General features: G+C 70.9%; 23 protein-coding genes. 14 read left to right on the forward strand and 9 right to left on the reverse strand.

Annotated elements, in window-relative coordinates; genetic code table 11:
• Positions 1–128 precede the first annotated feature (128 nt).
• Entirely contained in the window at positions 129–911 is a 783-nt protein-coding gene (locus ACSBPG_RS18635) for an FCD domain-containing protein (protein WP_435538700.1), read from the reverse strand.
• Between the two features lie 154 nt (positions 912–1,065).
• Here ACSBPG_RS18635 and ACSBPG_RS18640 point away from each other — a divergent pair, with 154 nt between their 5' ends.
• Genes ACSBPG_RS18640 through ACSBPG_RS18650 form a run of 3 tightly spaced genes read left to right on the forward strand, consistent with a single transcriptional unit; the run spans position 1,066 to position 3,893 of the window.
• Positions 1,066–1,830, forward strand: a complete 765-nt coding sequence (locus tag ACSBPG_RS18640; protein ID WP_435538701.1) for a (Fe-S)-binding protein — start codon at positions 1,066–1,068, stop codon at positions 1,828–1,830.
• Positions 1,820–3,247 (forward strand): LutB/LldF family L-lactate oxidation iron-sulfur protein, encoded by a 1,428-nt coding sequence (locus ACSBPG_RS18645; protein WP_435538702.1) that lies wholly within the window; start codon positions 1,820–1,822, stop codon positions 3,245–3,247. Before ACSBPG_RS18640 ends, ACSBPG_RS18645 begins: the two co-directional genes overlap by 11 nt.
• Positions 3,240–3,893, forward strand: coding sequence for a LutC/YkgG family protein (locus ACSBPG_RS18650; protein WP_435538703.1), 654 nt, complete (start codon positions 3,240–3,242; stop codon positions 3,891–3,893). The genes ACSBPG_RS18645 and ACSBPG_RS18650 overlap by 8 nt, the downstream gene beginning before the upstream one ends.
• 3 nt (positions 3,894–3,896) lie before the next feature.
• On the opposite strand, the gene ACSBPG_RS18655 is transcribed toward ACSBPG_RS18650, so the two are convergent.
• From ACSBPG_RS18655 to ACSBPG_RS18665, 3 genes are all read right to left on the reverse strand, one after another.
• Positions 3,897–5,516 carry a PAS domain-containing protein gene (locus tag ACSBPG_RS18655; RefSeq protein WP_435538704.1) on the reverse strand — a complete coding sequence of 540 codons (1,620 nt, stop codon included), beginning with the start codon at positions 5,514–5,516 and terminating at the stop codon, positions 3,897–3,899.
• Positions 5,517–5,524: 8 nt separating this feature from the next.
• Positions 5,525–6,469 carry a substrate-binding domain-containing protein gene (locus tag ACSBPG_RS18660; protein WP_435538705.1) on the reverse strand — a complete coding sequence of 315 codons (945 nt, stop codon included), beginning with the start codon at positions 6,467–6,469 and terminating at the stop codon, positions 5,525–5,527.
• A gap of 117 nt (positions 6,470–6,586) precedes the next feature.
• The gene (locus ACSBPG_RS18665; protein ID WP_435538706.1) at positions 6,587–7,006 is read right to left on the reverse strand and encodes a hypothetical protein; all 420 of its coding nucleotides are present in this window, start codon (positions 7,004–7,006) and stop codon (positions 6,587–6,589) included.
• 144 nt (positions 7,007–7,150) lie between these two features.
• Between ACSBPG_RS18665 and ACSBPG_RS18670 the strand changes: the two genes are divergently transcribed.
• Together ACSBPG_RS18670 and ACSBPG_RS18675 are read left to right on the forward strand one after the other, a co-directional pair.
• The gene (locus ACSBPG_RS18670; protein ID WP_435538707.1) at positions 7,151–7,357 is read left to right on the forward strand and encodes a DUF6898 family protein; all 207 of its coding nucleotides are present in this window, start codon (positions 7,151–7,153) and stop codon (positions 7,355–7,357) included.
• 173 nt (positions 7,358–7,530) lie between these two features.
• Positions 7,531–7,848 carry a hypothetical protein gene (locus ACSBPG_RS18675; RefSeq protein ID WP_435538708.1) on the forward strand — a complete coding sequence of 106 codons (318 nt, stop codon included), beginning with the start codon at positions 7,531–7,533 and terminating at the stop codon, positions 7,846–7,848.
• Between the two features lie 70 nt (positions 7,849–7,918).
• Here ACSBPG_RS18675 and ACSBPG_RS18680 read toward each other — a convergent pair whose 3' ends face one another.
• On the reverse strand, positions 7,919–8,362 hold the full coding sequence (locus tag ACSBPG_RS18680; protein WP_435538709.1) for a MucR family transcriptional regulator: 444 nt from the start codon (positions 8,360–8,362) through the stop codon (positions 7,919–7,921).
• Between the two features lie 546 nt (positions 8,363–8,908).
• On the opposite strand from ACSBPG_RS18680, the gene rpiB reads away from it, so the two are divergent.
• From rpiB to ribD, 4 genes are read left to right on the forward strand one after another with little or no spacing between them, the layout of a single operon-like run.
• Complete coding sequence (rpiB, locus tag ACSBPG_RS18685) at positions 8,909–9,346, forward strand: ribose 5-phosphate isomerase B (protein WP_435538710.1); 438 nt, start codon at positions 8,909–8,911, stop codon at positions 9,344–9,346.
• Positions 9,347–9,383: 37 nt separating this feature from the next.
• Positions 9,384–10,691, forward strand: coding sequence for a serine hydroxymethyltransferase (gene glyA / locus ACSBPG_RS18690; RefSeq protein ID WP_435538711.1), 1,308 nt, complete (start codon positions 9,384–9,386; stop codon positions 10,689–10,691).
• Positions 10,692–10,737: 46 nt separating this feature from the next.
• Positions 10,738–11,202, forward strand: a complete 465-nt coding sequence (gene nrdR / locus ACSBPG_RS18695) for a transcriptional regulator NrdR (RefSeq protein ID WP_435538712.1) — start codon at positions 10,738–10,740, stop codon at positions 11,200–11,202.
• A gap of 56 nt (positions 11,203–11,258) precedes the next feature.
• Positions 11,259–12,371: a bifunctional diaminohydroxyphosphoribosylaminopyrimidine deaminase/5-amino-6-(5-phosphoribosylamino)uracil reductase RibD gene (ribD, locus tag ACSBPG_RS18700; protein ID WP_435538713.1), complete on the forward strand. Its 1,113-nt coding sequence runs from the start codon at positions 11,259–11,261 to the stop codon at positions 12,369–12,371.
• Between the two features lie 131 nt (positions 12,372–12,502).
• On the opposite strand, the gene ACSBPG_RS18705 is transcribed toward ribD, so the two are convergent.
• Positions 12,503–13,798: a hypothetical protein gene (locus ACSBPG_RS18705; protein ID WP_435538714.1), complete on the reverse strand. Its 1,296-nt coding sequence runs from the start codon at positions 13,796–13,798 to the stop codon at positions 12,503–12,505.
• Between the two features lie 182 nt (positions 13,799–13,980).
• Positions 13,981–15,150 carry a ribonuclease D gene (gene rnd, locus ACSBPG_RS18710; protein ID WP_435538715.1) on the reverse strand — a complete coding sequence of 390 codons (1,170 nt, stop codon included), beginning with the start codon at positions 15,148–15,150 and terminating at the stop codon, positions 13,981–13,983.
• 172 nt (positions 15,151–15,322) lie between these two features.
• On the opposite strand from rnd, the gene aspS reads away from it, so the two are divergent.
• Positions 15,323–17,164: an aspartate--tRNA ligase gene (aspS, locus tag ACSBPG_RS18715; protein ID WP_435538716.1), complete on the forward strand. Its 1,842-nt coding sequence runs from the start codon at positions 15,323–15,325 to the stop codon at positions 17,162–17,164.
• A gap of 90 nt (positions 17,165–17,254) precedes the next feature.
• On the opposite strand, the gene ACSBPG_RS18720 is transcribed toward aspS, so the two are convergent.
• Positions 17,255–17,479 (reverse strand): hypothetical protein, encoded by a 225-nt coding sequence (locus ACSBPG_RS18720; RefSeq protein WP_435538717.1) that lies wholly within the window; start codon positions 17,477–17,479, stop codon positions 17,255–17,257.
• Between the two features lie 184 nt (positions 17,480–17,663).
• Here ACSBPG_RS18720 and ACSBPG_RS18725 point away from each other — a divergent pair, with 184 nt between their 5' ends.
• Entirely contained in the window at positions 17,664–18,719 is a 1,056-nt protein-coding gene (locus tag ACSBPG_RS18725; RefSeq protein ID WP_435538718.1) for a tetratricopeptide repeat protein, read from the forward strand.
• 34 nt (positions 18,720–18,753) lie between these two features.
• On the opposite strand, the gene ACSBPG_RS18730 is transcribed toward ACSBPG_RS18725, so the two are convergent.
• On the reverse strand, positions 18,754–19,623 hold the full coding sequence (locus ACSBPG_RS18730) for a cell envelope integrity EipB family protein (protein WP_435538719.1): 870 nt from the start codon (positions 19,621–19,623) through the stop codon (positions 18,754–18,756).
• A gap of 105 nt (positions 19,624–19,728) precedes the next feature.
• On the opposite strand from ACSBPG_RS18730, the gene ACSBPG_RS18735 reads away from it, so the two are divergent.
• From ACSBPG_RS18735 to ACSBPG_RS18745, 3 genes are all read left to right on the forward strand, one after another.
• Positions 19,729–20,709, forward strand: coding sequence for a 2-hydroxyacid dehydrogenase (locus ACSBPG_RS18735; RefSeq protein WP_435538720.1), 981 nt, complete (start codon positions 19,729–19,731; stop codon positions 20,707–20,709).
• Positions 20,710–20,889: 180 nt separating this feature from the next.
• The gene (locus ACSBPG_RS18740) at positions 20,890–21,582 is read left to right on the forward strand and encodes a GGDEF domain-containing protein (RefSeq protein ID WP_435538721.1); all 693 of its coding nucleotides are present in this window, start codon (positions 20,890–20,892) and stop codon (positions 21,580–21,582) included.
• A gap of 86 nt (positions 21,583–21,668) precedes the next feature.
• Positions 21,669–23,300, forward strand: coding sequence for an AMP-binding protein (locus tag ACSBPG_RS18745; RefSeq protein ID WP_435538722.1), 1,632 nt, complete (start codon positions 21,669–21,671; stop codon positions 23,298–23,300).
• Positions 23,301–23,374 lie beyond the last annotated feature (74 nt).

Raw genomic sequence — 23,374 nt, forward strand, 5'->3', positions numbered from 1 at the left:
GGTACTGCGTCTCAAGACGTGGGAGAGTAGGTCGCCGCCAGGTCACCAGGACGCACACAGCGCAAATCACCCTCTTCGATCCCGGACGACGCCCGCACCTCCCGGTGCGGGCGTCGTCGCGTTCGCGCTCACCGCCCGGACCGCGGCGCCGCGGCCACCAGATCGCCGCGGCCGATGCGGCGCAGCGACGCCTCCAGGCGCGTCTCCTCCTCGCGGATCTCGCGCACCGTCTCCAGGGTGTAGGCGATGTGCCGCTCGGCCGCCTGCGCCGCGGCCACACCGTCGCCCGCCATCACCGCGTCGTAGATCGCCCGGTGCTGGGCCAGCAGCAGCTCGCGCGTGCCGCGGCGCGTGTACAGCCGGGTGCGGCTGTAGAACACGCCCCGCCGCAGCATGGTCGCCAGGCCGCGCATCACGTGCAGCAGGACCACGTTGTGCGTCGCCTCGTAGATCGCCAGGTGCAGATCGCTGTCCGCCTCCGCCTCCTCGCTGGGGTCCTCCAGACCGTGCGAGGCCTCCATGCGCTCGAACACCGCGCGTAATCCCTGCCGGTCGATCTCGGTCGCCCGTTCGGCGGCGAGGCGGGCGGCGTGTCCCTCGACGGTGCGGCGGAACTCCAGATAGTCGAAGGCCGTCTCCGGACGGGTTTCCAGCAGCGCCGCCAGCGGGTCGAACAGCGCCGCCCCGACGAGGTCGGCGACGAAGGTGCCCTCCCGGCTGGCCGTCAGCAGCCCCTTGCCCTCCAGCTTCTGCAGGGCATCGCGCAGGGTGGGGCGGGAGACGTCCAGCCGCTCCGCCAGGTCGCGCTCCGCCAGCAGCCGCTCGCCCGGGCGCAGGACGCCCTCCAGGATCAGCGATTCGAGATGCCCGGCGATCACCTCCGACGCCTTCATCTTCACCGGTTCGCGCATCCCGAGCACCCGCCTCCATGATCGCCCGGCGCGACTCTACGGCCGGGCCAATCCGCTGTCCACCGGCGGTTGGTCGCGCGGCGGGATTGTCCGGTTGACGAGCATGGTCAAAAAATTTATCCATGATCGAGGCTCCGTCACCGAAGGCCCCGCCATGACCGCTTCTCCCACGCCGCCGCCGGAGCGGCCGCGCACCGTCTATTATTTCGGAACCTGCCTGGTCGACCTGTTCTATCCCGAGGCCGGGCTCGCCGGGATGGAACTGCTGCGGCGGGAGGGGCTTCGGGTCGTCTTCCCCCAGGGGCAGAGCTGCTGCGGCCAGCCGGCCCGCAACACCGGTCTCCACGAGGAGGCGCGCGCCGTCGCCCGCGCCCAGATCCGGGCCTTTCCGGAGCCCTGGCCGATCGTCGTGCCGTCCGGCAGCTGTGCCGGGATGATGCGGGTGCACTATCCGCAGCTCTTCGAGGGCGAGCCCGACCGCGCCGCCGCGGAGGCCTTCGCCGGCCGCGTCTACGAGCTCACCTGGTTCCTCGTCCACGTCCTCGACGTGCGGCTGGAGGACAGGGGGGAGCCGGTCCGGGTGACCTGGCACCCGTCCTGCCACTCGATGCGCGAGATGGGCGTGACCGACGAGCCCAAGCGCCTGCTGCGCGGGCTCGCCAACGTCGAGCTGGTGGAGAACCCGCGCGAGCGCGAATGCTGCGGCTTCGGCGGCACCTTCTCGGTGCGTCAGCCCGAGGTGTCCGCCGCCATGGTCGCCGACAAGATCGCCGCCGTCGAGGACACCGGGGCGTCGGTGATGCTGACCGGCGATTGCGGCTGCCTGATGAACATCGCCGGCGCCATGGAGAAGGCGGGCAAGCCGCCGCGCGGCCGCCACATCGCCGAGTTCCTGATGGAGCGCTGCCATGGCCGCTGACGGGGATTTCGCCGCCCGCGCCCACGCGGCGCTGGGCAACGCCGGCGTGCGGGCGAACTTCCGCCGCGCCATGGACGGGCTGATGGCCAAGCGCGCCGCCCAGTTCCCCGACCCCGAGGCCTGGGCCGTGCTGCGCGCCCGCGGCGCCGCCATCAAGCGCCGGGTGCTGGCGCGTCTGCCCGACCTGCTGGAACGGCTCGAGGCGCGCTGCCGGGAGAACGGCATCCAGGTGCACTGGGCCGAAACGACCGACGAGGCCAACCGCATCGTCCTCGGCATCCTCCAGGAGGCCGGCGCGCGCACCCTGGTCAAGGGCAAGTCCATGGTGTCGGAGGAGATGCACCTCAACGCCTTCCTCGAGCGCCACGGCATCACGGCGGTGGAGTCCGACCTCGGCGAGTACATCATCCAGCTCGCCGGCGAGATGCCGAGCCACATCGTCATGCCCTGCATCCACAAGAACAAGGGCGACATCGCCCGGCTGTTCGCGGAGCACATCGAGGGCCAGGGCTACACCGAGGACGTGGCGGAGCTGACGGCGGCGGCGCGCCGGGCGCTGCGCGGCAAGTTCGCCGCCGCCGACGCCGGCATCTCCGGCGTGAACTTCGCGGTCGCCGAGACCGGCACCCTGGTGCTGGTCGAGAACGAGGGCAATGGCCGCCTGTCCACCACCCTGCCGCCGCTGCACATCGCCGTCATGGGCATCGAGAAGCTGGTGGAGACCCTCGACGACATCCCGCCGCTGCTGGCGCTGCTGCCGCGCTCGGCGACGGGGCAGGCGGTGACCACCTACGTCAACATGATCACCTCGCCCCGCAGGCCCGGCGAGAAGGACGGGCCACAGGCGGTGCACCTCGTGCTGCTCGACAACGGCCGGTCGCGGGTCTACGCCGACGCCCAGCTCCGCGACACCCTGCGCTGCATCCGCTGCGGCGCCTGCATGAACCACTGCCCGGTCTACGCGCGGGTCGGCGGCCACACCTACGACGCCGTCTATCCCGGGCCCATCGGCAAGATCCTGACGCCGCAGCTCGCCGGTCTCGACGTCGCCGGCGACCTGCCGCACGCGTCCAGCCTGTGCAACGCCTGCGTCGAGGTGTGCCCGGTGCAGATCCCCATCGCCGACATCCTGGTGCGCCTGCGCCGCGAGGCGGTGCGCCCGTCCGACAGTCCGGCCGTCAAGGGGGCGGGCGCCAAGCGCTCGCGCCTGGAGGCGCTGGCCTGGGCCGGATGGCGGTGGCTGTGCGCGTCGCCGCTGCTCTACCGGCTGGGCAGCCGGGCCATGGCGCGCTTCGGCAACCTCGTGCCCGAACGGCTGCCGCCGCTGCGGCAATGGACCTCGGTGCGCAGCAAGCCGCGGTTCGCCGCCAGAACGCTCCACGACCTCGCCCGCGACCGGGGGTTCGACGATGCCTGATGCCCGCAGCGCCATCCTTGCCCGCCTGCGCGCCGCGCCCGCCGCCGCGGCGCCGGAGCTGCCGGCGTGGCAGCCGCCCTCCTTCGGCGACGAGCGGGCCGCCCGCTTCCGCACCATGATGGAGGCGTGGCGCGGCGAGGTTCACGACGTCGACGCCGCCACCTGGCCGGCACGGCTGCGGACGATCCTGCACAACAAGGGGGTCCGCCGCGTGCTGCATGCCCCGGCGACCGACGCCGGGCGGGAGCTGGCCGAGGCCTGGGCGGGGCAGGCGGAGGCGCCGCGCCTCGTCGCCTACGACCGCACCGTGGAGGCGATGAAGGACACCCTGGTCCACGAGGTCGACGCCGCGGTGACCGGCACGCTCGGCGCCGTCGCCGAGACGGGATCGCTGATCCTCTGGCCGTCGCCGGAGGAGCCGCGGCTGATGTCCCTGCTGCCCCCCGTCCACGTGGCGCTGGTCGCCCGCTCCGCCATCCGCGACACCCTGGCCGAGGTGGTGCGGACGGAAGGCTGGGCGGACCGCATGCCGACCAACCTGGTCCTCGTGTCCGGCCCCTCCAAGACGGCGGACATCGAGCAGACCCTGGCGTTCGGCGTGCACGGCCCCAAGGAGCTGGTGGTCCTCGTCGTCGCCGACCGCTGACGCTCATCCGCCGGGCGGGTCCGGCGGAGCGGGGTGGGCGCCGTTCTTGCGGGAGTCGATGTCGACGACGGCCGTGTGCCCCTCCACCACGTCGCCGGCCGCGTCGCGCACCGGCTCGGTGGTGAGCGACACCCACAGCGGCCGTCCGTCGCGCCGGCGCATCTGCAATTCGGCGCCGCGCACCGGCTCGCCGGCGCGGAAGCGGGCGTAGACCCGATGCGCCGCCGGCGCCCCGTAGGGGGTTTGGGCGTAGAGGTCGACGATGCGCAGCCGGCCCAGCTCGTCGGCGCCGTAGCCGAGCAGGCGTTCGAACGCGCGGTTGAAGCGCAGGAGCCGGCCGTCGCTGGCGCGCACCGACACCAGCGCCACCGGCGCGTCGTCGAACAGCGCGCGGTGGTGGTCCAGGCTGGCGCGCAGCTGGCCCTCCCGGGCCGCGAAGCCGGCGGCCAGGCCGTTGACGGCGCGGACCACCCGGGCGACCTCGTCGTCCCGTCCGTCGGGCGCCAGCCGGGCGGCGGGGTTCCGTTGCAGCGCTTCGACGCCCGCGGCGAGGCGCTCCAGGCGGCCGGAGACGGCGCGGCGCAGCAGCCAGCCGCCGAGCGGGACGAACACCAGCGTGCTGCCGGCCACCGCCAGCAGGGTCGCGCGCTGGAAGGCGGCCAGCCCCGCGTCGAGATCGGACCGCCGGCGGGCCACCAGGACGTTGACGCGCCCGGCGTCGAGCGGCAGCCAGGCGGCGCGCAGGAAGAAGTCGCGACTGGCGACCTCCTGGCCGACGGTCGGGCGGGCGCCGGCGTCCGCCTCGTCGAACAGGGGCTGCTCGACCGCCGCGAGATCGGCGTCGGCGAAGGGGGCGGGAGGCGCCGCCCCGGCCGGCACCAGGGCGATCTCCAGCCCGGTCCGGGCGGCGATCTCCCGCACCGCCCCCGGATCCATGGTGCGGGCGACGGTGATGACGCCGACCACGGGCGCGCCACCGCCGGGCGGGTGGCGGACCACCGGGGCGCTCGCCACATGCAGCAGCCGCTCCCCGTAGAGGCGGCGGACCAGCGTCGTCCCGCCGGGAACGGCGGCGGGGGCCAGCGCATCGAGGATGGCCGGCGGCTCGACGATGCGGGCCAGCCGGTCGAGCGGCTGTGCCGTGCCCACCGGGACCCGGTGGCCGCCGATGACCGTGATGAACCCGCTGTCGGGGGACCGCGCCTCCGGCTGCCCGCTGGCGTAGAAGGCGACGAGGGAGAGGCCGGCATCGTGGGCGGTCACCAGGTCCAGGCCGATGCCGCGGGCCTGATCGGCGAACGTCTCGGCGAGACGGCGCTTCTCCACGTCGAAGATGAAGGGGTTGTAGTGTGTCGGGTCCTCGAAGCTGCTGACGAGGTGCAACGCCCCGATCACCTCCTCCCGCCCGGCAAGCACCAGCGCACCCGCCCGCACCGCCCGGCTGTCGTCGCGCAGCTGGGCCGAGAGCAGGTCGAAGGCGACGCCGATGTCGGCCTTGGCCCGCTCGGTGTGCAGACCGGTGAGCATCGTCGTGAAGACGGTGCCGAGCGCGGCGACCAGCAGGAGCGACGAAAGCCCCCACGCCAGCAGCAGGCGTTGTCGCAGTGTTGCGCGGCCGGCCATCGCGGGCCTCAGAAGATCGGCGGGATCGAGGCGGCGTTCGCCTTGGTCACCAGGCGGGTGTCGACGACCACCTCCTTGGGCACCGCCTCGCCGCGCAGCAGGCGGACGGCGAGGTCGGCGCCCTCCCGGCCGAACGTGGGATAGAGGAACGACCCCGCCTGCTCGCCGGCGAGGACGGCGGCGCGCGCCTCGGCGATGTAGTCGACGCCGACGGTCGGCACCGTGGCCGGGTCGATCCCGGCGCGGCGCAGGGCGAAGCGCGCGCCGCTCGCCATGCTGTCGCTCTGGGCGTAGATGGCGTCGAAGGCGATTCCCTCGGCCAGCACCTCCTCGACGGCCAGTATGGCCTTGCTGCGCAGGGAATCGGCGCGGCGGATGGCGGCCACCGACAGGCCCGGGAGATTCGCCAGCTCCTCCAGGAATCCTTCGGTCCGCTCGATCGCCGGCGTCGTCGTCGGAATGTGCTGAAGCACCAGGACGCGGCCGCGGCCGCCCAGGCGTTCGGCGAGGAAGCGCGCGGCGTCACGGCCGATCGCGCGGTTCGAGGCATGGACGAAGCTGGTGAAGGCGTCGCCGACGACGCGGCGGCTCAGCAGCACGACGGGAATGCCCCTGGCATGGACGGACGCGATCACCGGCGCCATGACCGTCGCGTCGAGCGGGCTGGTGATGAGCACGTCGGCGTTGCCCGCCGCGAACCGTTCGATGTCGAAGATCTGCTGCGCCACCCGGCCGCCAGCGTCCGAATAGACGAAGCGCACGTTGCGGTAGGGCTTGAGGGCCCGCTCGACGTCGCGCACCTGGGCGATGCGCCAATCGTTCTCCAGGGTGTCCTGGGCGAACGCGACGAACCACGTCCGCTCGGCCGGGGCGACGATCGGGCCGTCGTCGGACGAGGCGCTCACGACGGGAGCGAGCAGGAGCAGGAGCGCAAGGACAGGACGGACGACCATGGCACGCCTCCATCGAATGGAGTATGGACCACGCCTCTGGTCGAAGGAAGTTTACGCCCGCCGGGGCGGCGGACGTGAACGGCAAATCGGCAAGGGTGCCCTGACGTGCGCCGGCGGTCAGGGCCAGGCGGACTGGCGTGCCACGGGGGTGATGAGCACGCGGCCGACGACGTCCCGACCGAGCATCTCCTCGATCGCCGCATCGATGCGCTGGCGGAAGGCGGCGGCGTTGGCGATGTTGCCACGGACGATCCATCCCTGATCGACCGCCTCGTAGACCAGCGTGAGGATCGCGTCCTGCAGGCGCGGCACCGCCGCCTGCGCCACCCCGAGCTTCGTCGGATCGGCCAGTTCGAGGGTGATCTCCAGCTGGTTGTACTTTTCGATCCGACCGTCGCTGATCACGGGAACGAATAGGGGCCGGATGCGCAGGGCGGGCGGTGGTGCTCCCGGCGCACCCGGCGCTCCTTCGTTGGCGCGGACGGGGGCGGCGAGGGCGAGAAGGCCTGCCAGGACGAGGGCGGGCAGGGCGCGCATGCGCGAACCTCCAGCGGGTGCGGGACGGAATGCGGGGCGGCCGGCGAATCGAGGCTGTCGCCGCCGGACGCGCCGGCGCAGTATACTGCGCCGGGTGGCGCGACGCGAGGTCCGCCGGCCCGGTGATCAGGGAGTGTCCGCGGCATGTCCGGCTTCGATGAAAACAACGTCCTGCTCGAATATGTTCGGGTGGGGAACTACCTGAAGGTCAGCGCCATCGATCCGGTCACCGCCACCGAGGTCTCCGTCTCCGGCCCGGCGACGGGCAGCCGCGAGTTGCTGAAGCGCACCGCCGTCAACAAGCTGCGCTACGTGCTGCAGCGTCAGCAGGAGAAGGGCGCGAAGCGCTGAGCGGGGGAGGGGCGGGTGCGCAGCCCCTGGCGCATCGCCGCCGACCTCTGTAGAAGGGGCGGCGAGGACCGGCCGGGTTCGCCTTCGGCGCCTGTTCCTCAGATCCCTTGGGCCGGAGACCGCCGGCCACCCCCGGACCCACCAGCCGGACCCACGACCCGGACGAGGACCGAATGCGCTTGGCGACGACGGCGGCCATTCCGGCCGCAGTGACGATGATGGTGTTCCTGACCGCTGCGGCGCCTCCCGGCACGACCGCCAACACCTACATCTGCCTCAAGCCCGGCATGCCGGTGTGCATGGACGACGCGACGACCTTCGTCAGCGCCGAGCGGATGCAGAGCTGCCAATTCGAGGTCAAGGAATACGTCGAGCGGACCATGGCCTATCTTCAGTGTCTCAATGATGAGAGCACCGCGACCGGGAAGGAGCTGAACCGCAACGTCGAGCGGTTCAACTGTCGATTGTCCGGCGGCAAGGCCTGCGACTGACCCGCCGACCCGTACGCGGCCCGCCGCCGGGCGGCGGGCCGCGTACGGCCCGCCTCGGCGGTGGGGCCGGTCAGGACGCCTTGCGGCGGGTCTGCCGGCTGGCGCTGCGCCCGAGACCGATTCGCTTGGCGAACTCCGACCGCTGGGCCGCATAGTTCGGCGCCACCATCGGATAATCCGGCGGCAGGTTCCAGCGCGACCGGTATTCGTCCGGCGACATGTTGTAGGTGGAGCGGAGATGGCGCTTGAGCATCTTCAGCTTCTTGCCGTCTTCCAGACACACGATGTACTCGGGCGTCACCGACTTGCGGATCGGCACCGCCGGCTTCAGCGGCTCGTTCGGAGTCTCCGGCGCCCCGTTGTTGAGACCGTTCAGCGACGAGAACACCGTATTGATCACCTCGGGAATCTGCTGGGCCGGCAGGACGTTCTTGCTGACGTAGGCCGATACGATGTCGGCCGTCATCCGCAGCATCGCATTGTCGGGTACATCGGAACGGAGCGGGTCACTCATTGCCTAGTGTCCTGGATTTTTCGTTTTTGATCCTAGCAACCACGTTGCACACCGTGATTTGGGTGTCAATATAAATTCGACAAGTGGGGAAAAGCGTTATTTGTGTCTGCCAGAACTTGCCGGCATCCGGAGAATTAGCCCTTTCTGAAATCCCCGAGGCGCCGCGGCCTCTGTCGCTGGATTAGGGCTGCTCTAGTGTGGGGCGACCATCGCAGACGAGGAACACCGCCGCGCGCAACTGGCCGGTTCGGGGGAACGATACGAATCGGCGGATGCGCTTACTACGTCCTATGCGTCTTGTTGCAGCGGAATAAGCTTTGGGTTGTCATCGCCCGCACCTGATTCGCCAGCGACGACCGGGCGCCGCTGCGGCGGCCGGCGCGCTGCCATGCATGCAGGCCATTGTGTCGAACTGGTGATCGGCATCGACATCTGGTAGTTTCCCCACCGGTGTCCGGGACGTCGGCCGGGAGGCCCGGCGCCGGAGGCCATCGGGGGTGGGCGCCCTGCGCCGGCCCGGGGTCGTGGTACTGGGAGTGTTGCCGTATGACCGTGAAGACCGTCGCCCTCGCGTCCGACCACGCGGGCTATGAACTCAAGGCCGAGCTGCGGGAATATCTGGCGGGGAAAGGCTACGAGACCCTCGACCTCGGCACCGACGGGCCCGGATCGGTCGACTATCCCGATTTCGCCGACGCCATGGCCGCGGCGATTCGCGAGGGCCGGGCCGAGCGCGGCGTCTTGATCTGCGGCACCGGTATCGGTATCAGCATCGCCGCCAACCGCCACAAGGGCGTGCGCGCCGCGCTGTGCGCCGAGCCGACCTCGGCCCGGCTGGCGCGCGAGCACAACGACGCCAACGTGCTCGCACTGGGTGCGCGGGTGATCGGCCCGGAGATCGCCAAGGATTGCCTCATCGCGTTCCTCACCACGCCGTTCGCGGCCGGCGACCGGCACAGCCGCCGCGTCGGCAAGCTGGGGTGAGGGCGCGCCGCCGTTCGAGTTGAAAGGAACCCGTCCCATGTCCGCCCCCACGCCCGCCGCCGCCGAGATCGGCCGCTTCTTCTCGGCAACCCTCGCCGAAACCGACCCCGAACTCGCCGGTGCCGTGCGCGACGAGCTGCTGCGCCAGCAGGAGCAGATCGAGCTCATCGCCTCCGAGAACATCGTCTCCGTGGCGGTGCTGGAGGCCCAGGGCTCGGTGATGACCAACAAGTACGCGGAGGGCTATCCGGGCCGCCGCTACTACGGCGGCTGCGAGTTCGTCGACGTCGCCGAGCGGCTGGCCATCGAGCGCGCCTGCAAGCTGTTCGACTGCGCCTTCGCCAACGTGCAGCCGAATTCCGGCTCCCAGGCGAACCAGGCGGTGCTGCTGGCGCTGCTGCAGCCGGGCGACACGGTGCTCGGCATGTCGCTGGCGGCGGGCGGCCATCTGACCCACGGGGCGCCGCCCAACCTGTCGGGCAAGTGGTTCAAGGCGGTGCAGTACGGGGTGCGGCGCGACGACCACCTCATCGACTTCGACGAGGTGGAGCGCCTGGCCCGCGAGCACAGGCCGAAGCTGATCATCGCCGGCGGCTCGGCCTATCCGCGCACCCTCGACTACGCGCGCTTCCGCGCCATCGCCGACGAGGTCGGGGCGTACTTCATGGTCGACATGGCGCACTACGCCGGCCTCGTCGCCGGCGGCACCTACCCCAACCCGCTGCCCCACGCCGACGTGGTCACCACCACCACGCACAAGACGCTGCGCGGGCCCCGCGGCGGCATGGTGCTGACCAACAACGAGGAGATCGCCAAGAAGATCAACTCGGCCGTGTTCCCCGGGCTGCAGGGCGGCCCGCTGATGCACGTCATCGCCGCCAAGGCGGTGGCCTTCGCCGAGGCGCTGCGCCCCGACTTCAAGGCCTACGCCCAGGCCATGCTCGACAACGCGCGCACCCTGTCGAAGACGCTGATCGCCGGCGGGCTCGACATCGTCTCGGGCGGCACCGACAGCCACATCGTGCTGGTCGACCTGCGGCCCAAGAACCTGACCGGCAAGGCCGCCGAGGCGAGCCTGGAGCACGCCGGCATGACCTGCAACAAGAACGGCGTGCCCTTCGACCCGCAGAAGCCGATGGTCACCTCCGGCGTCCGCCTGGGCAGCCCGGCGGCCACCACCCGCGGCTTCGGCACCGCCGAGTTCGAGCAGGTCGGGCGGATGATCGTCGAGACGCTGGACGGGCTGGCCGCCAGCAACTCCGGCGACAACACGGCGGTCGAGCACGCCATGCGCGAGCGCGTGCGCGAGCTGTGCCGCCGCTTCCCGATCTACCCGACGCTGTAGGCCGGCGCGCGAGCGCCGGCCCCTTCCTGGAGGAGAACCCCCGTACATGCGCTGCCCGTTCTGCGGACACGAAGACACCCAGGTCAAGGACTCGCGCCCGACCGAGGACAATTCGGCCATCCGGCGGCGGCGCTTCTGTGCGGGCTGCGGTGCGCGCTTCACCACCTTCGAACGCGTCCAGCTGCGCGAGCTGACGGTGGTGAAGAGCACCGGCCAGCGGGAGCCCTTCGACCGCGAGAAGCTGCTGCGCTCGATGCGCATCGCCGCCCGCAAGCGGCCGATCGACGCCGACCGCATCGACCGGGTGGTGAACAGCCTGGTGCGCCAGCTCGAATCCTCGGGGGAGAGCGAGATCCCGTCGAAGCAGATCGGCGAGATGGTGATGAGCGCGCTGCAGACCCTCGACCAGGTCGCCTATATCCGCTACGCCTCGGTCTACAAGGACTTCCGCGAGGCCGCCGACTTCAACCAGTTCGTCGGCCAGCTGGCGCCCGAACCCAACGAGGGCTGACGGAACGGCCGCGGGCGCCGGCCGCCCCGGCCGGCTCACAGCGGGGAGCCGCAACCATGCCGTTCGATTCCGACGACCTCCGGCACATGCAGTCCGCCCTGGCCCTGGCGGCGCGCGGGCTCGGCACCGTCTGGCCCAACCCGTCGGTGGGCTGCGTGCTGGTCCGGGACGGCCTCGTCGTCGGCCGCGGCTGGACCCAGCCGGGCGGCCGTCCCCACGGCGAGACCGAGGCGCTGCGCCGGGCCGGTGCGGCGGCCCGCGGCGCCACCGCGTACGTGTCCCTGGAGCCGTGCAACCACCACGGCAAGACGCCGCCCTGCACCGAGGCGCTGCTGGAGGCCGGCATCGGCCGCGTCGTCGTCGCCTGCGAGGACCCCGACCCGCGGGTCGCCGGCAGCGGCGTGCGGCGCCTGCGCGACGCCGGCCTGGAGGTCGAGGTCGGGCTGTGCGCCGAGGAGGCCTACGAGCTCAACCGCGGCTTCTTCACGCGCATCCTGCGCGGCCGCCCGCTGTTCACCCTGAAGCTGGCGACCACCCTGGACGGCCGCATCGCCACCCATGGCGGGGAGTCGAAGTGGATCACCGGCGCCGCGGCGCGGGCCTGGGGGCACCGGCTGCGGGCCGGCCACGACGCCATCATGATCGGGGTCGGCACGGCGCTGGCCGACAATCCCGATCTCACCTGCCGGCTGCCGGGCCTCGCGCACCGCTCGCCCCTGCGGATCGTCGTCGACAGCCGCCTGCGCCTGCCCCTCACCGGCCGCCTCGTGGCGACGGCGCGCACCGTGCCGACCTGGATCTTCACGCGCGACGACGCGGACCCCCTGCGCATCCAGGCCTTCACCGCGTGCGGCGTGGAGGTCCTGCCGCTGCCCGCCGACGGCGCCGGGCTGCCCGACGTGGTGCGGGCGGCGGCGGTGCTGGCGGAGCGCGGGATCACCCGGGTGCTGGTCGAGGGCGGCGCCACCCTGGCGGCGTCGCTGCTGCGCGCCGCCCTGGTCGACCGGCTGGAATGGTTCCGGGCGGCGCGGGTGATCGGCGGCGACGGCATCGCCGCGGTGGCGCCGTTCGGTGTCGACCGCCTCGCCGACGCGGCGGCGTTCCGCCGCATCGACGTCCGCCGGTGCGGCGAGGACGCCGTGGAGCGCTACGTCCGCCACGACGCCTGACTAAGCAGGTTTGCCCGGATCGGGCCACCGATGGCCCGGCCTGGGCAAACTTGCGGGCTCTCTGGTTTTGCAGGTTTTCCGAGCCTGCCCGAAGGTGGGCGGAGTTCGGAAAACCTGCTTGGGGCGCCGGGTCAGTCGGTCAGGCCCTTGGCGGTGTTGACGGCGTCGCGGACGGCGACGCCCTTGCGCATGATGTTGTCGACCGCGCGCCCCTGCACCAAGCCGATGCCCGCCTTGTGCGCGTAGACCAGGCTCGCCACCGAATCGCAGCGCGCCAGGATGAACTTGCAGCGGTCCTGCTCGGCGATCCGGTCGAAGAAGTACCTCTCGAACGTCGGATCCATCTCCAGCATGTCGTTCGACCAGAAGATCTTGGCGTAGTCGGCGTTGAGGTACTCCAGGTCGAAGTTGGTGACCCAGAAGGGGTTGAGGCCGTCGACGGCGATCTTGTACTGGCGGTCCTGCGCGAAGTCCACGACCTCCTGGAAGAGCTGGAGGTTCTCGATGAGATCACCCTTGGTGACCTCGAGGACGACGTTGCCGCGGAAGTCGATGGGCAGACGCTCGTCAAACTTCACGAACCCCGTCGAGATCACCGTCGACAGGTTGATGTTGATGCCGATCTTCCGCCCGCGCATGAACGACAGCCCGTGGTTCAGCGCCTTCAGCACCGACTGGTCGAGGTTTGCCGTGAAGTAGTTGAACAGCCACTTGTTGGCCGTCAGGTCGTAGTCGGGACAGAGGCGCTCCTGCAACAGCTTGATCGAGATGTAGAGCTCGAAATACTCCATCTCGTCGGTGCCGTTCGGACCGAGATTGGCGATCGCCTGGTTGAACAGGAAGGGGGACAGGTCGAACATCTGCATCGAGCGTTCGAGCTTGCCCATCTCTTCGAGCGTGATCGGCGGCTTGGTCTCGACCGCGCCGGCGCCGGCCTCACCGATCTGCAGTTCCTCGACGAACCGGATGACGTTGATGAAGTTCAACGCCAGTTCCATGATCGAGTAGAGCGAATATTCCTTGTACGGGTTCGGCCCGGTCAGCGTCGTCTTCGACAGGAAGACCTGCTCCACCTTCTGGCACACCTCGGTGACGCCGGACAGTTTCAGACCCTTGTAGAGAACGATGACGTCGCCGTTGGAGATGTTGAAGGACTGGAGATAGGAGGCCTTCGATCCCAGCTCCTGGATGATCGTGCGGACGATCATCTGGCTCGTCGGGTCCTTGTCCTTCAGGAGCGACAGGTGCATGTGGATGAGGCGCATGCCCTGCAGCTCGCTCTTGGCGGAGCGCAGCAGGTTCAGCAGCTTGTCGTTGTCGAATTCGGGTTTCTTGTCCTGCGCCGCGGCGACGGCCTGCTGCTTCTCCAAGGTGGAGAGGCGGACGCGGTCCCTGCCCATGGGCGGCTTGCCCCGAAACGTGCTCATCCAGAACTCCTGTGCCCCGCGGACGGTGGAAGGCCACGGGCGACTTTCCCTGGGAACCGGCGGGTCAGCGTCCGCCGGGCGCGATGGTAACTCAGGCCTTCTTTAAAAACATCTTAAACCCAGCGAATAAGAGTATAATGCGACTTGCATTGTAGTGTTTTCCGCCGGTCCGCGCCGTGGACTCAACGGCCAGCGGCGGCGTCTGGCACCGGAACGATGCGCACCCGGCGGTCGACGACGGCGAGCGCGATGCGGCCGTGCTTCAGCGCCAGCGCATCGTCACCGAACAGCTCCCGCCGCCATCCCGCCAGGGCGGGGACTTCGGCCTCGTCGTCGGCGGCGATCGCCTCGAGGTCGGCGGCCGACGCCACCAGCTTGCTGGCGACGTGGTTCTCGTCGCACTTCATCTTGAGGAGCACGCGCAGCAGCTCGATGACCGGGGCGAGGCCCGGCGGCAGCTCCTCGCGGGGCTCGACCCGCGGCCATTCGGACTCCGGCAGGTTCAGCCCGCGCTGCACCGCGGCGAGCACCTCCTGCCCCTGGCGGCCCTCGGCGAAGCCGCGGCCCATGCCGCGGGTGCGCGCCAGGTCCTCGACGCTGGTCGGGGCGTGGGCGGCGATCTCGAGCAGCGCCTCGTCGCGCAGCACCCGCGAGCGCGGCAGGTCGCGGCGCTGCGCCTCCCGCTCGCGCCAAGCCGCCAGCTCCTTCAGCGCCGCCATGAAGCGCGGCTTGGTGGTGCGCACCTTGAGGCGCTGCCAGGCCGTGTCGGGATCGACGCGGTAGGTGCGCGGATCGGTCAGCACCGCCATCTCCTCCTCCAGCCAGTGCTCGCGCCCGGTCCGGGCGAGGCGCTTGCGCAGCTTCTCGAAGGCGGGGCGGAGGTGGATCACGTCGGACAGCGCGTACTGGAGCTGGCGGTCGGTGAGCGGCCGCTGCGACCAGTCGGTGAAGCGGCTGGACTTGTCGATGTGGGCGCCGGCCAGCTTGGTGACCAGCGTCTCGTAGCCCACGCTCTCGCCGAAGCCGCAGACCATCGCCGCCACCTGGGTGTCGACCAGCGGGTGCGGGATCTTGCCGGTGAGCTGGTAGAAGATCTCGAGGTCCTGCCGCGCGGCGTGGAAGACCTTGAGCACGCCGGGATCGTCGAGCACGGCCACCAGCGGCCCGAGGTCGATGCCCTCGGCCAGCGGGTCGATCGCGACGGCACCGCCCGGCCCGGCGACCTGGATCAGGCAGAGCTGAGGATAATACGTCTTCTCCCGCAGGAACTCGGTGTCGACGGTGATGTAGTCGGCTCCGGCGAGGTCGCGGCAGAACGCCTCGAGGTCGCGTGTGGTCGTGATCAGAGTCATGATCTGTTCATACACGACCCGGCGGGTGTAGGAAAGTATCGACAGGAGCGCGCGGCGCTCCGCACGGCGCGTCCCGCCACCGTCTTCGCGGCTTGACATTCGCCCGGCGTCGGTGTGCTCTGGCCCGCATTTCCCTGCCGGAACCGCCCGAGTCTTCAAGGTATCCCGACCCATGCACCCCTATCGCACACACACCTGCGGCCAGCTTCGTGAAGAGGACGCGGGGCAGATCGTCCGCCTGTCCGGTTGGATCCATCGCAAGCGCGACCACGGGCAACTGCTGTTCGTCGATCTGCGTGACCACTACGGCATCACCCAGTGCGTGGTCGACACCTCCAGTCCGGCCTTCCCGGCGCTGGAGCGGCTGCGCGTGGAGTCGGTCGTCACGGTGACCGGCAAGGTGGTCAAGCGTTCGGCCGAGACCATCAACGACAAGATGGCGACCGGCCGGGTCGAGATGCAGATCCAGGACGTGACCGTGCAGAGCGAGGCCGAGCAGCTTCCCATGCCGGTCAACCAGGAGGCCGACACCGGCGAGGAGGTGCGCCTGCGCTACCGCTTCCTCGACCTGCGGCGCGAGCGCATCCACGAGAACATCCTGCTGCGCTCGCGCGTCATCGCCTCGGTGCGCCGCCGCATGATCGAGCAGGGCTTCACCGAGTTCCAGACGCCGATCCTCACCGCCTCCTCGCCCGAGGGCGCGCGCGACTACCTCGTGCCCAGCCGCAACCATCCCGGCAAGTTCTACGCCCTGCCGCAGGCGCCGCAGCAGTTCAAGCAGCTCCTGATGGTCGCCGGCTTCGACCGCTATTTCCAGATCGCGCCGTGCTTCCGCGACGAGGACGCGCGTGCCGACCGCAGCCCGGGCGAGTTCTACCAGCTCGACTTCGAGATGTCGTACGTCACCCAGGACGACGTCTTCGCCGCCGTCGAGCCGGTGCTGCACGGCATCTTCGACGAGTTCGGCGGCTTCCGCCGCGAGGCGATGCCGGCCGTCGATAAGCCGCCGTTCCGCCGCATCCCCTTCGACGAGGCGATGCTGAAGTACGGCTCCGACAAGCCGGACCTGCGCAATCCCCTGGTCATCACCGACGTCACCGAGATCTTCCGGCGGGACGACGTGGAGTTCCGCGCCTTCCGCGGCACCATCGACAAGGGCGGCGTGGTGCGCGCCATCCGCGCCCCCAAGGTCGCCGACCGGCCCCGCAGCTTCTTCGACAAGCTGAACGACTGGGCCAAGGAGCTGGGCGCCCCCGGGCTCGGCTACATCGTCTTCGAGGCGGCCGGCGGCAAGGGACCGATCGCCAAGTTCGTGCCCGAGGCGGCGCAGGCGGCGCTGCGCGCGCTGGTCGGGCTGGAGGACGGCGACGCCGTGTTCTTCGTCTGCGACCAGCCGGCGGCGGCCGCCAAGCTGGCCGGTGCTGCGCGCACCAGGCTCGGCCAGGAGCTGGACCTGATCGAGAAGAACGCCTTCCGCTTCTGCTGGATCGTCGACTTCCCGATGTACGAGTACGACGAGGACCTGAAGCAGGTGGTGTTCTCCCACAACCCGTTCTCGATGCCGCAGGGCGGGCTGGAGGCGCTGGAGACCAGGGACCCGCTCGAGATCAAGGCCTACCAGTACGACATCGTCTGCAACGGCGTCGAGCTGTCGTCGGGCGCCATCCGGAACCACCTGCCGGAGGTGATGTACAAGGCCTTCGCCATCGCCGGCTATCCGCCGGAGGAACTGGAGGCGCGGTTCGGCGGCATGCTCAGCGCCTTCAAGCTGGGCGCGCCGCCGCACGGCGGCTCGGCCCCCGGCATCGACCGCATCGTCATGCTGCTGGCCGACGAGCCCAACATCCGCGAGGTCATCGCCTTCCCGCTGAACCAGCGCGCCGAGGACCTGCTGATGCAGGCGCCGGCCCCGGTGGCGGTGGAGCGCCTGAAGGAACTGCACCTCAAGCTCGACCTGCCCAAGCCCAAGGCCGGCCCCGCCACCCCGGCGGGGGGGCCGACGATCACCCACTGAGGCGGCGGTCGGCTTGACGCTCGATCAAGCCGACCGCCGCCGCGGGCGGCCGCGGAAGCGCTTTCCGCGGCCGCCCGCGGGCCGGTCCCGTCACGCGACGTTCGGCGCCGGCCGCGTCTCGACGAGCCGGTAGAAGGCGGAATCGGCCAGCACGAGGCAGCTCAGCGTCTTGGTTTCGCCCTCGTCCTCGGTGTTGACGATGCGGGCGTGTGGGATGCCGAACAGGGCGACCGTCGCCGTCACGCGCCACGTCCGTCCGTTGGTGGCGCCGGCGACCTGATAGACCTGCCCCACCTGAATCTGCTTCCTGCCCATCGCCAATCCCTCGTTGCGGCATGCCTGATCCGTTCGCCCATGTTGGCGATAAAATCTCTTAAAATTTATTGATCCCCCGGACGAGGTCACGGCCGGGTCCGGGAAATCGCTTCCGGGTGTCCCGGCAATCTGCTTCAATGCCGGCGCGGGGCAGCAGCCGCGGTGTCTCGGAAGGGGGGAATCGATGGATTTCGGTGCCATTTCTCTGCCGGTGCTGGCGCTTTCCGCGCTGGTGGGATACGCGGTCCTGTTCGATCCGAGCCCCATCGCCTTCCACGACATCGACGTGCCACCCTCCCTGAGCTATCAGGGTTTCACGCCGGAGGTGTTCACCGCACACTTGGCCGACGAGGTGCGCCTGATCAACCGGAAGGCGCGCACCGTGAAGGCGGTGCGTGACTTCCACCTGCCGGACGGCGAATCGGCGGTCGACTCCATCACCGGCCACTTCAAGTTCCTGGAGCCGGTGCTCGCCACCCAGGAAATGCTCGGCCTCGTCGAGTTCCGCGTCGATGGAGACGTCATCAAGCGCGACGACGGCTACATGCTGTCGATCCGCGGTCTCGACTATTACCGCAAACGCGCCTTCGAGACGTCGGTCACCGCCACGGACCCGCGGGCCCTGGTGCACAGCGCCGCCATCGACATCGCCCGCTTCATCGATCCCTACGTCGTCGCCTCGTACTACTACGAGACGGCGGTCGACGCCGGCAACGGCGACTTCGCCAATGCGGAGCGGGAATTGCGGAACTGCGAGGCGGCGATGCCCCGTGACGAGCTCCACTGGGTGCACAACCTGCGCGGCCTGATCCACGTCCGCAAGGGAGAGGCGCAGGAGGCCATCCGCGACTACCGCAAGGCGTTGGAGGTCCGGCCGGACTTCGTGCTGGCGGTCTACAACTGGGGCAACGCCCTGGCGCTCGAAGGCGCCTACGAAGACGCCATCGGCAAGTACCAGGAGGCCCTGGCCCTCGATACCGACGGGGCACGGGTGCCCCACGCCTACACGCAATGGGCGGTGGCCCTGATCGCGCTCAAGCGCGACGGCGAGGCCGTCGAGATGCTGAGGAAGGCGCGCGACGCCGATCCCGAGTTCGCCGAGGCCTACAACGTCTGGGGCAAGCTGCTGCGCGACCAGGGGAAGACGTCCGAGGCGATCGCCATGTTCGAGCGCGCCGTCACCTTGCTGCCGAGCCGGGCGGAGTACCAGGAGAACCTGAAGTCCGTGGCGATCAACTGAGAGGCTGCCAACCGAGGCGTCGCCGTGGGCCGCTTCAGCAACCGGACCGCGGCAGCGCCTCGAGTCGTTCCAGGACGGCGTCGACCGTGAAGTCGCCGTAGTCGATCTGCATCGATTCGGCGACCCCGTTGCGCAGCAGATGGAGGCTCATCTCGTATTCCGGCTGGGCGGCGTCGCCGTCCAGCGGGAAGAACGCCATGCGCACCGGCCAGCCGGTCTTGCCCGCCAGCAGGTCGCCGCCGACGCCCGAGGTGGCCGGCGTCGGCTTGCCGATGACGGCGCTGATCTCGGTCGCCCCTTCGGCGTCGGCGCCGTCGAACACCGGGCGGTTGAGGAACACGTCGCCCGCCGCGGCGTGTTCCAACAGGGCGATGGTGTGGGCGGTGGGGAACATGGTTCCCGGCGGCAATTCCATCTCCTGCTCTTCCGGCGCGGCGAACATGGCGACTCCGCCGCCGCCCTGCGCCTCCAGTCGGGCGGAGCCGCGCACCTCCTCGTCCAGGTCGCCGTCGATGAGCTTGCGGACGTTGAAGCGGTAACGCGTCCCGTCCTTGGTTTCCCAGGTGGTGTAGGTGGTCGACATGGTCGTCTCGTCACCCTCGGCGTAGACGAAGCGCAGCTGGAACCGCTGCTGGGTCGTCCAGCCGTCGCAGGCGTCGGCCCACTCGAAGCTCATCAGGCCGCTGACGTCCGCGACCTTGCTGCTGTTGCGGGCCTTCAGCAGCGACATCTTGTAGAGCGCCCGGTGCGGCAGGATCTCCGGAGCGGCCTGCACCGCCGTCGCCGTGACGCCGGCACCGACGACCAAGGCGACTGTGGCGAGCGCCGCGGCCGCGAACGGGCGGGCGAGGCGGCTCCGGGTCGGGCGACGGGTGGGGCGGCGGTTCGTCGAGGTGGCGTCCACGGTCGGTGTGGCCTATGAATCGAGAGCGATGGACCGGGATAATGGGCGCTTTTGCCGCGGATCGGAAGCGCCAGCGCGACTATTTCGAGATTCGGGAGGGCGGGGATGGGCATAAATGCCACGCGGACGAAGCCGGTTCTGGTGGTCACCCGGCGGCTGCCCGACGCCGTGGAGGCCAGGGCGGCGCGCGACTTCGACGCCCGCCTCAACCCCGACGACACGCCGCAGACGCCGGCCTCGCTGGGCGAGCGGGCGGCCGGCGCCGAGGCCGTGCTGTGCTGCCCGGCCGACCGCCTGGACGCCGCCGCCTTCGCGGCGCTTCCCGCCAGCGTGCGAATCGTCGCCACCTTTTCCGTCGGCACCGATCACATCGACCTGGCCGCGGCGGCGGCGCGCGGCATCCGCGTCACCAACACGCCGGACGTGCTGACCGACGCCACCGCGGACGTGGCGTTGCTGCTGATGCTGGGCGCCGCGCGCCGCGCCTCGGAGGGGGAACGCCTGCTGCGACGCGGCGACTGGACCGGCTGGACGCCGACCCAGCTCATGGGCACCCACCTCGGCGGCAAGCGGCTCGGCATCTTCGGCATGGGCCGCATCGGCCAGGCGGTGGCGCACCGGGCGCGTGCCTTCGGCATGGCCATCCATTACGCCGGCCGCCGCCGTCTGCCGCCGGAACAGGAGCGGGGCGCGGTCCACCATGCCGACCCCGACACCCTGCTGGCGAACGCCGACGTGCTGTCGCTGCATTGCCCGGCGACGGCGGAGACGCGGGGGTGGCTGAACGCCGCGCGCATCGACCGGCTGCCCCGCGGCGCCATCGTCGTCAACACGGCCCGCGGCACGGTGGTCGACGACGACGCGCTGATCGCCGCGCTGCGCAGCGGCCGGCTGGCGGCCGCCGGCCTCGACGTCTTCGCCAACGAACCGGACCTCGACCCGCGGTACCGGACGCTGGAGAACGCCTTCCTGCTGCCGCACCTCGGCAGTGCGACGGTGGAGACGCGCAACGCCATGGGCTTTCGCGCGCTCGACAACCTCGATGCGTTCTTTGCCGGCCGGACGCCGCCCGACCCGGTCGTTTAGTGCGCGGCGGAATTTCCTGCCGGGCGGCGGGAGGCGGGCAATTCCTGCCGGGGCGAAGCCGCCGCGGCGCGTTCTGCCGGCCGGCGCAACGGCGGAATTGCAGGGCCGGGGAGCTGGCACGGCCGTTGCTTCAGGTCGGGCGTGACGGTGCAGCCGCCACGCCCGCCGAGGAGCCCAGCCATGACCGCCTACGCCCCGATCCACGTCGCCATCGAGACCGCTCCGCAGGCCGGGACCATCGCCCGGCTGCCGTCGGCCTTCGACCTGACGGCGAACGGCGTCGACGACTGGAAGCTCCACGACGCGCTGGCCAAGCTGGCCGAGGCCAGGGACCTGATCGAGCAGCAGCAGGAGCGCATCGCCTATCTGGAAAGCCTGACCATGACCGACGAGCTGACCGGTCTGCTGAACCGCCGCGGCTTCTACAGCCATCTGCGGCGGGAACTGGCGGCGGCGCGGCGCAAGGCGGCGGGCGGGGTGATGGTGATGATCGACCTCGACGGCTTCAAGGCGGTGAACGACGTCCACGGGCACGCCGCCGGCGACGCCTACCTGCGCCAGGTGGCCCGCTTCCTCCAGTCCCAGGTGCGCGCCCAGGACGTGGTGGCCCGCCTCGGCGGCGACGAGTTCGCCATCCTGCTGACCGCCACCGACGCCGCGGCCGGCACCGCCCGTGCGGCGCAGCTCGCCGCCGCGGCCGAGCGCGAGCGCGTCGAGTGGGGCGGCGCGGCGCTGCCGGTCCGCTTCTCCCTGGGGCTGCACGCCTACGCCGCCGAGGATCGCGAAGACGAGGTGATCCGCCAGGCCGACGCGCGGATGTACCGCGCCAAGGGCGAACGCCGCCGCTCCCGCCGCGGCCGCCGCGCGGCGTGACGGAGCGTCGGCCGAACCGCCGGCTTGCCCGCCGCTCGCCGCCACCCCTACTGTAGGGGAAGACCGCGGAGGGGAGGGGAGGGGCGGTGTACGCTCATCTGCGCGACGAGACTCGCTGGGTGCTGGCCGAGGCGCTGGCGTGGCAGGCGCGCGAGCGCGGCGGCGCCACCTTCGTGACCATGGTCGACGGTGGCGCCCTGACCTACGCCGAGGCGCAGGCCGATGCCGAGCGGGTCGCCGGCTGGTTCGCCGGGCAGGGGGTGCGGCCGGGCGACATGGTGGCGGTGATGCTGCCCAACGGCCTCGATTTCGTGCGGGTGTGGCTCGGCCTGGGCCGCCTCGGGGCGGTGATGGTGGCGCTCAACACCGATCTGGTCGGCGCCTTTCTCGAGCACCAGATGACCAACTGCGCGGCGCGGCTGGCGGTGGTCGACGCCGCCCTCGCCCCGCGTTTCGACGCCCTCGCCCCGCGTCTGCCGGACCTGGCGTCCCTCGTCGTCGTCGGGGCGGCGGCGGCGGGGGCGGTGCCGCGGATACCCTTCGACGGCTGGCGGACGGCGGCGCCGTTCGCCGGCCCCATGCCGCGGCCCGGCGACACGGCCTGCGTGATGTACACGTCCGGCACCACCGGCCCCTCCAAGGGCGTGCTGATGCCGCACGCCCACACCTTCCTGTTCGGGCTGGGCAGCATCGACCATTACGCGATGACGGCGGACGACCGCTTCTACGTCGCCCTGCCCATGTTCCACGCCAACGCCCTGTACATGCAGCTGGGCGCCACGCTGATCGCCGGCGCCGCGGCGGTGCTGCGGACCCGCTTCAGCGCGTCGGCGTGGATCGCCGACATCCGGCGTCATGGGGCGACCCTGACCAACTCCCTGGGCGCCGTGACCGTCTTCGTGGTGGCGCAGCCGCCCCGCCCCGACGACCGCGACCACCGGCTGCGGCTGGTCGGCTGCGCCCCCAACCCGGCGGCGCTGGAGGGGCCGCTGCGCGAACGCTTCGGCATCGCCGACGTGGTCGGCCTCTACGGCATGACCGAGGTCAACATCCCGCTCTACGGCGAGCGCGGCGTCCCCCGGCCGGGCACCTGCGGGCGCGTCTACGAGCGCTATTTCGAGGTCGCCATCCGCGACCCGGAGACCGACCGGCCGCTGCCGCCCGGCGCCGTCGGCGAGATCGTCGTGCGTCCCAAGGCGGCGCACGGCTTCATGAGCGGCTACCACCGCATGCCGGACAAGACGGTGGAGGCCTGGCGGAACCTCTGGTTCCGCACCGGCGACGCCGGCGTGATGGCCGAGGACGGCTCCTTCACCTTCGTCGACCGCATCAAGGACTGCATCCGCCGGCGCGGCGAAAACGTCTCGTCCTTCGAGGTGGAGACGGCCATGGCGCGGATGCCGGGGGTGGAGGAGGTCGCCGCCTTTGCCGTTCCGGCGGCGCTGGCCGGGGCGGAGGACGAGATCATGCTGGCGGTGGTGCCGGCCGCCGGCGCCACGCTCGACCCCGCGGCGGTGGCGGCCCACGCCGGACGCGAGCTGCCGCGCTACGCCCAGCCGCGCTACATCGAGATCGTCGACGCCCTGCCCAAGACGCCGACCGCCAAGGTGCAGAAGACCGCCTTGCGCAGCCGCGGCATCGGCCCCGCCACGTGGGACCGCGAGACCGGGGCCATGGCGGGGGCCGCCGATCCGACTCCGCCGGGGGCGCGGCGCTAACCACAATTTAACCGTCGCAGCCCCATAGAGAAATCGGTGTACCGGCCCACCGGCCAAGTCCGTGCGCAGGGGTG

It is taken from the genome of Azospirillum sp. ST 5-10 (assembly GCF_051225715.1).
In the GTDB taxonomy this organism is placed as follows: Bacteria; Pseudomonadota; Alphaproteobacteria; order Azospirillales; family Azospirillaceae; genus Azospirillum.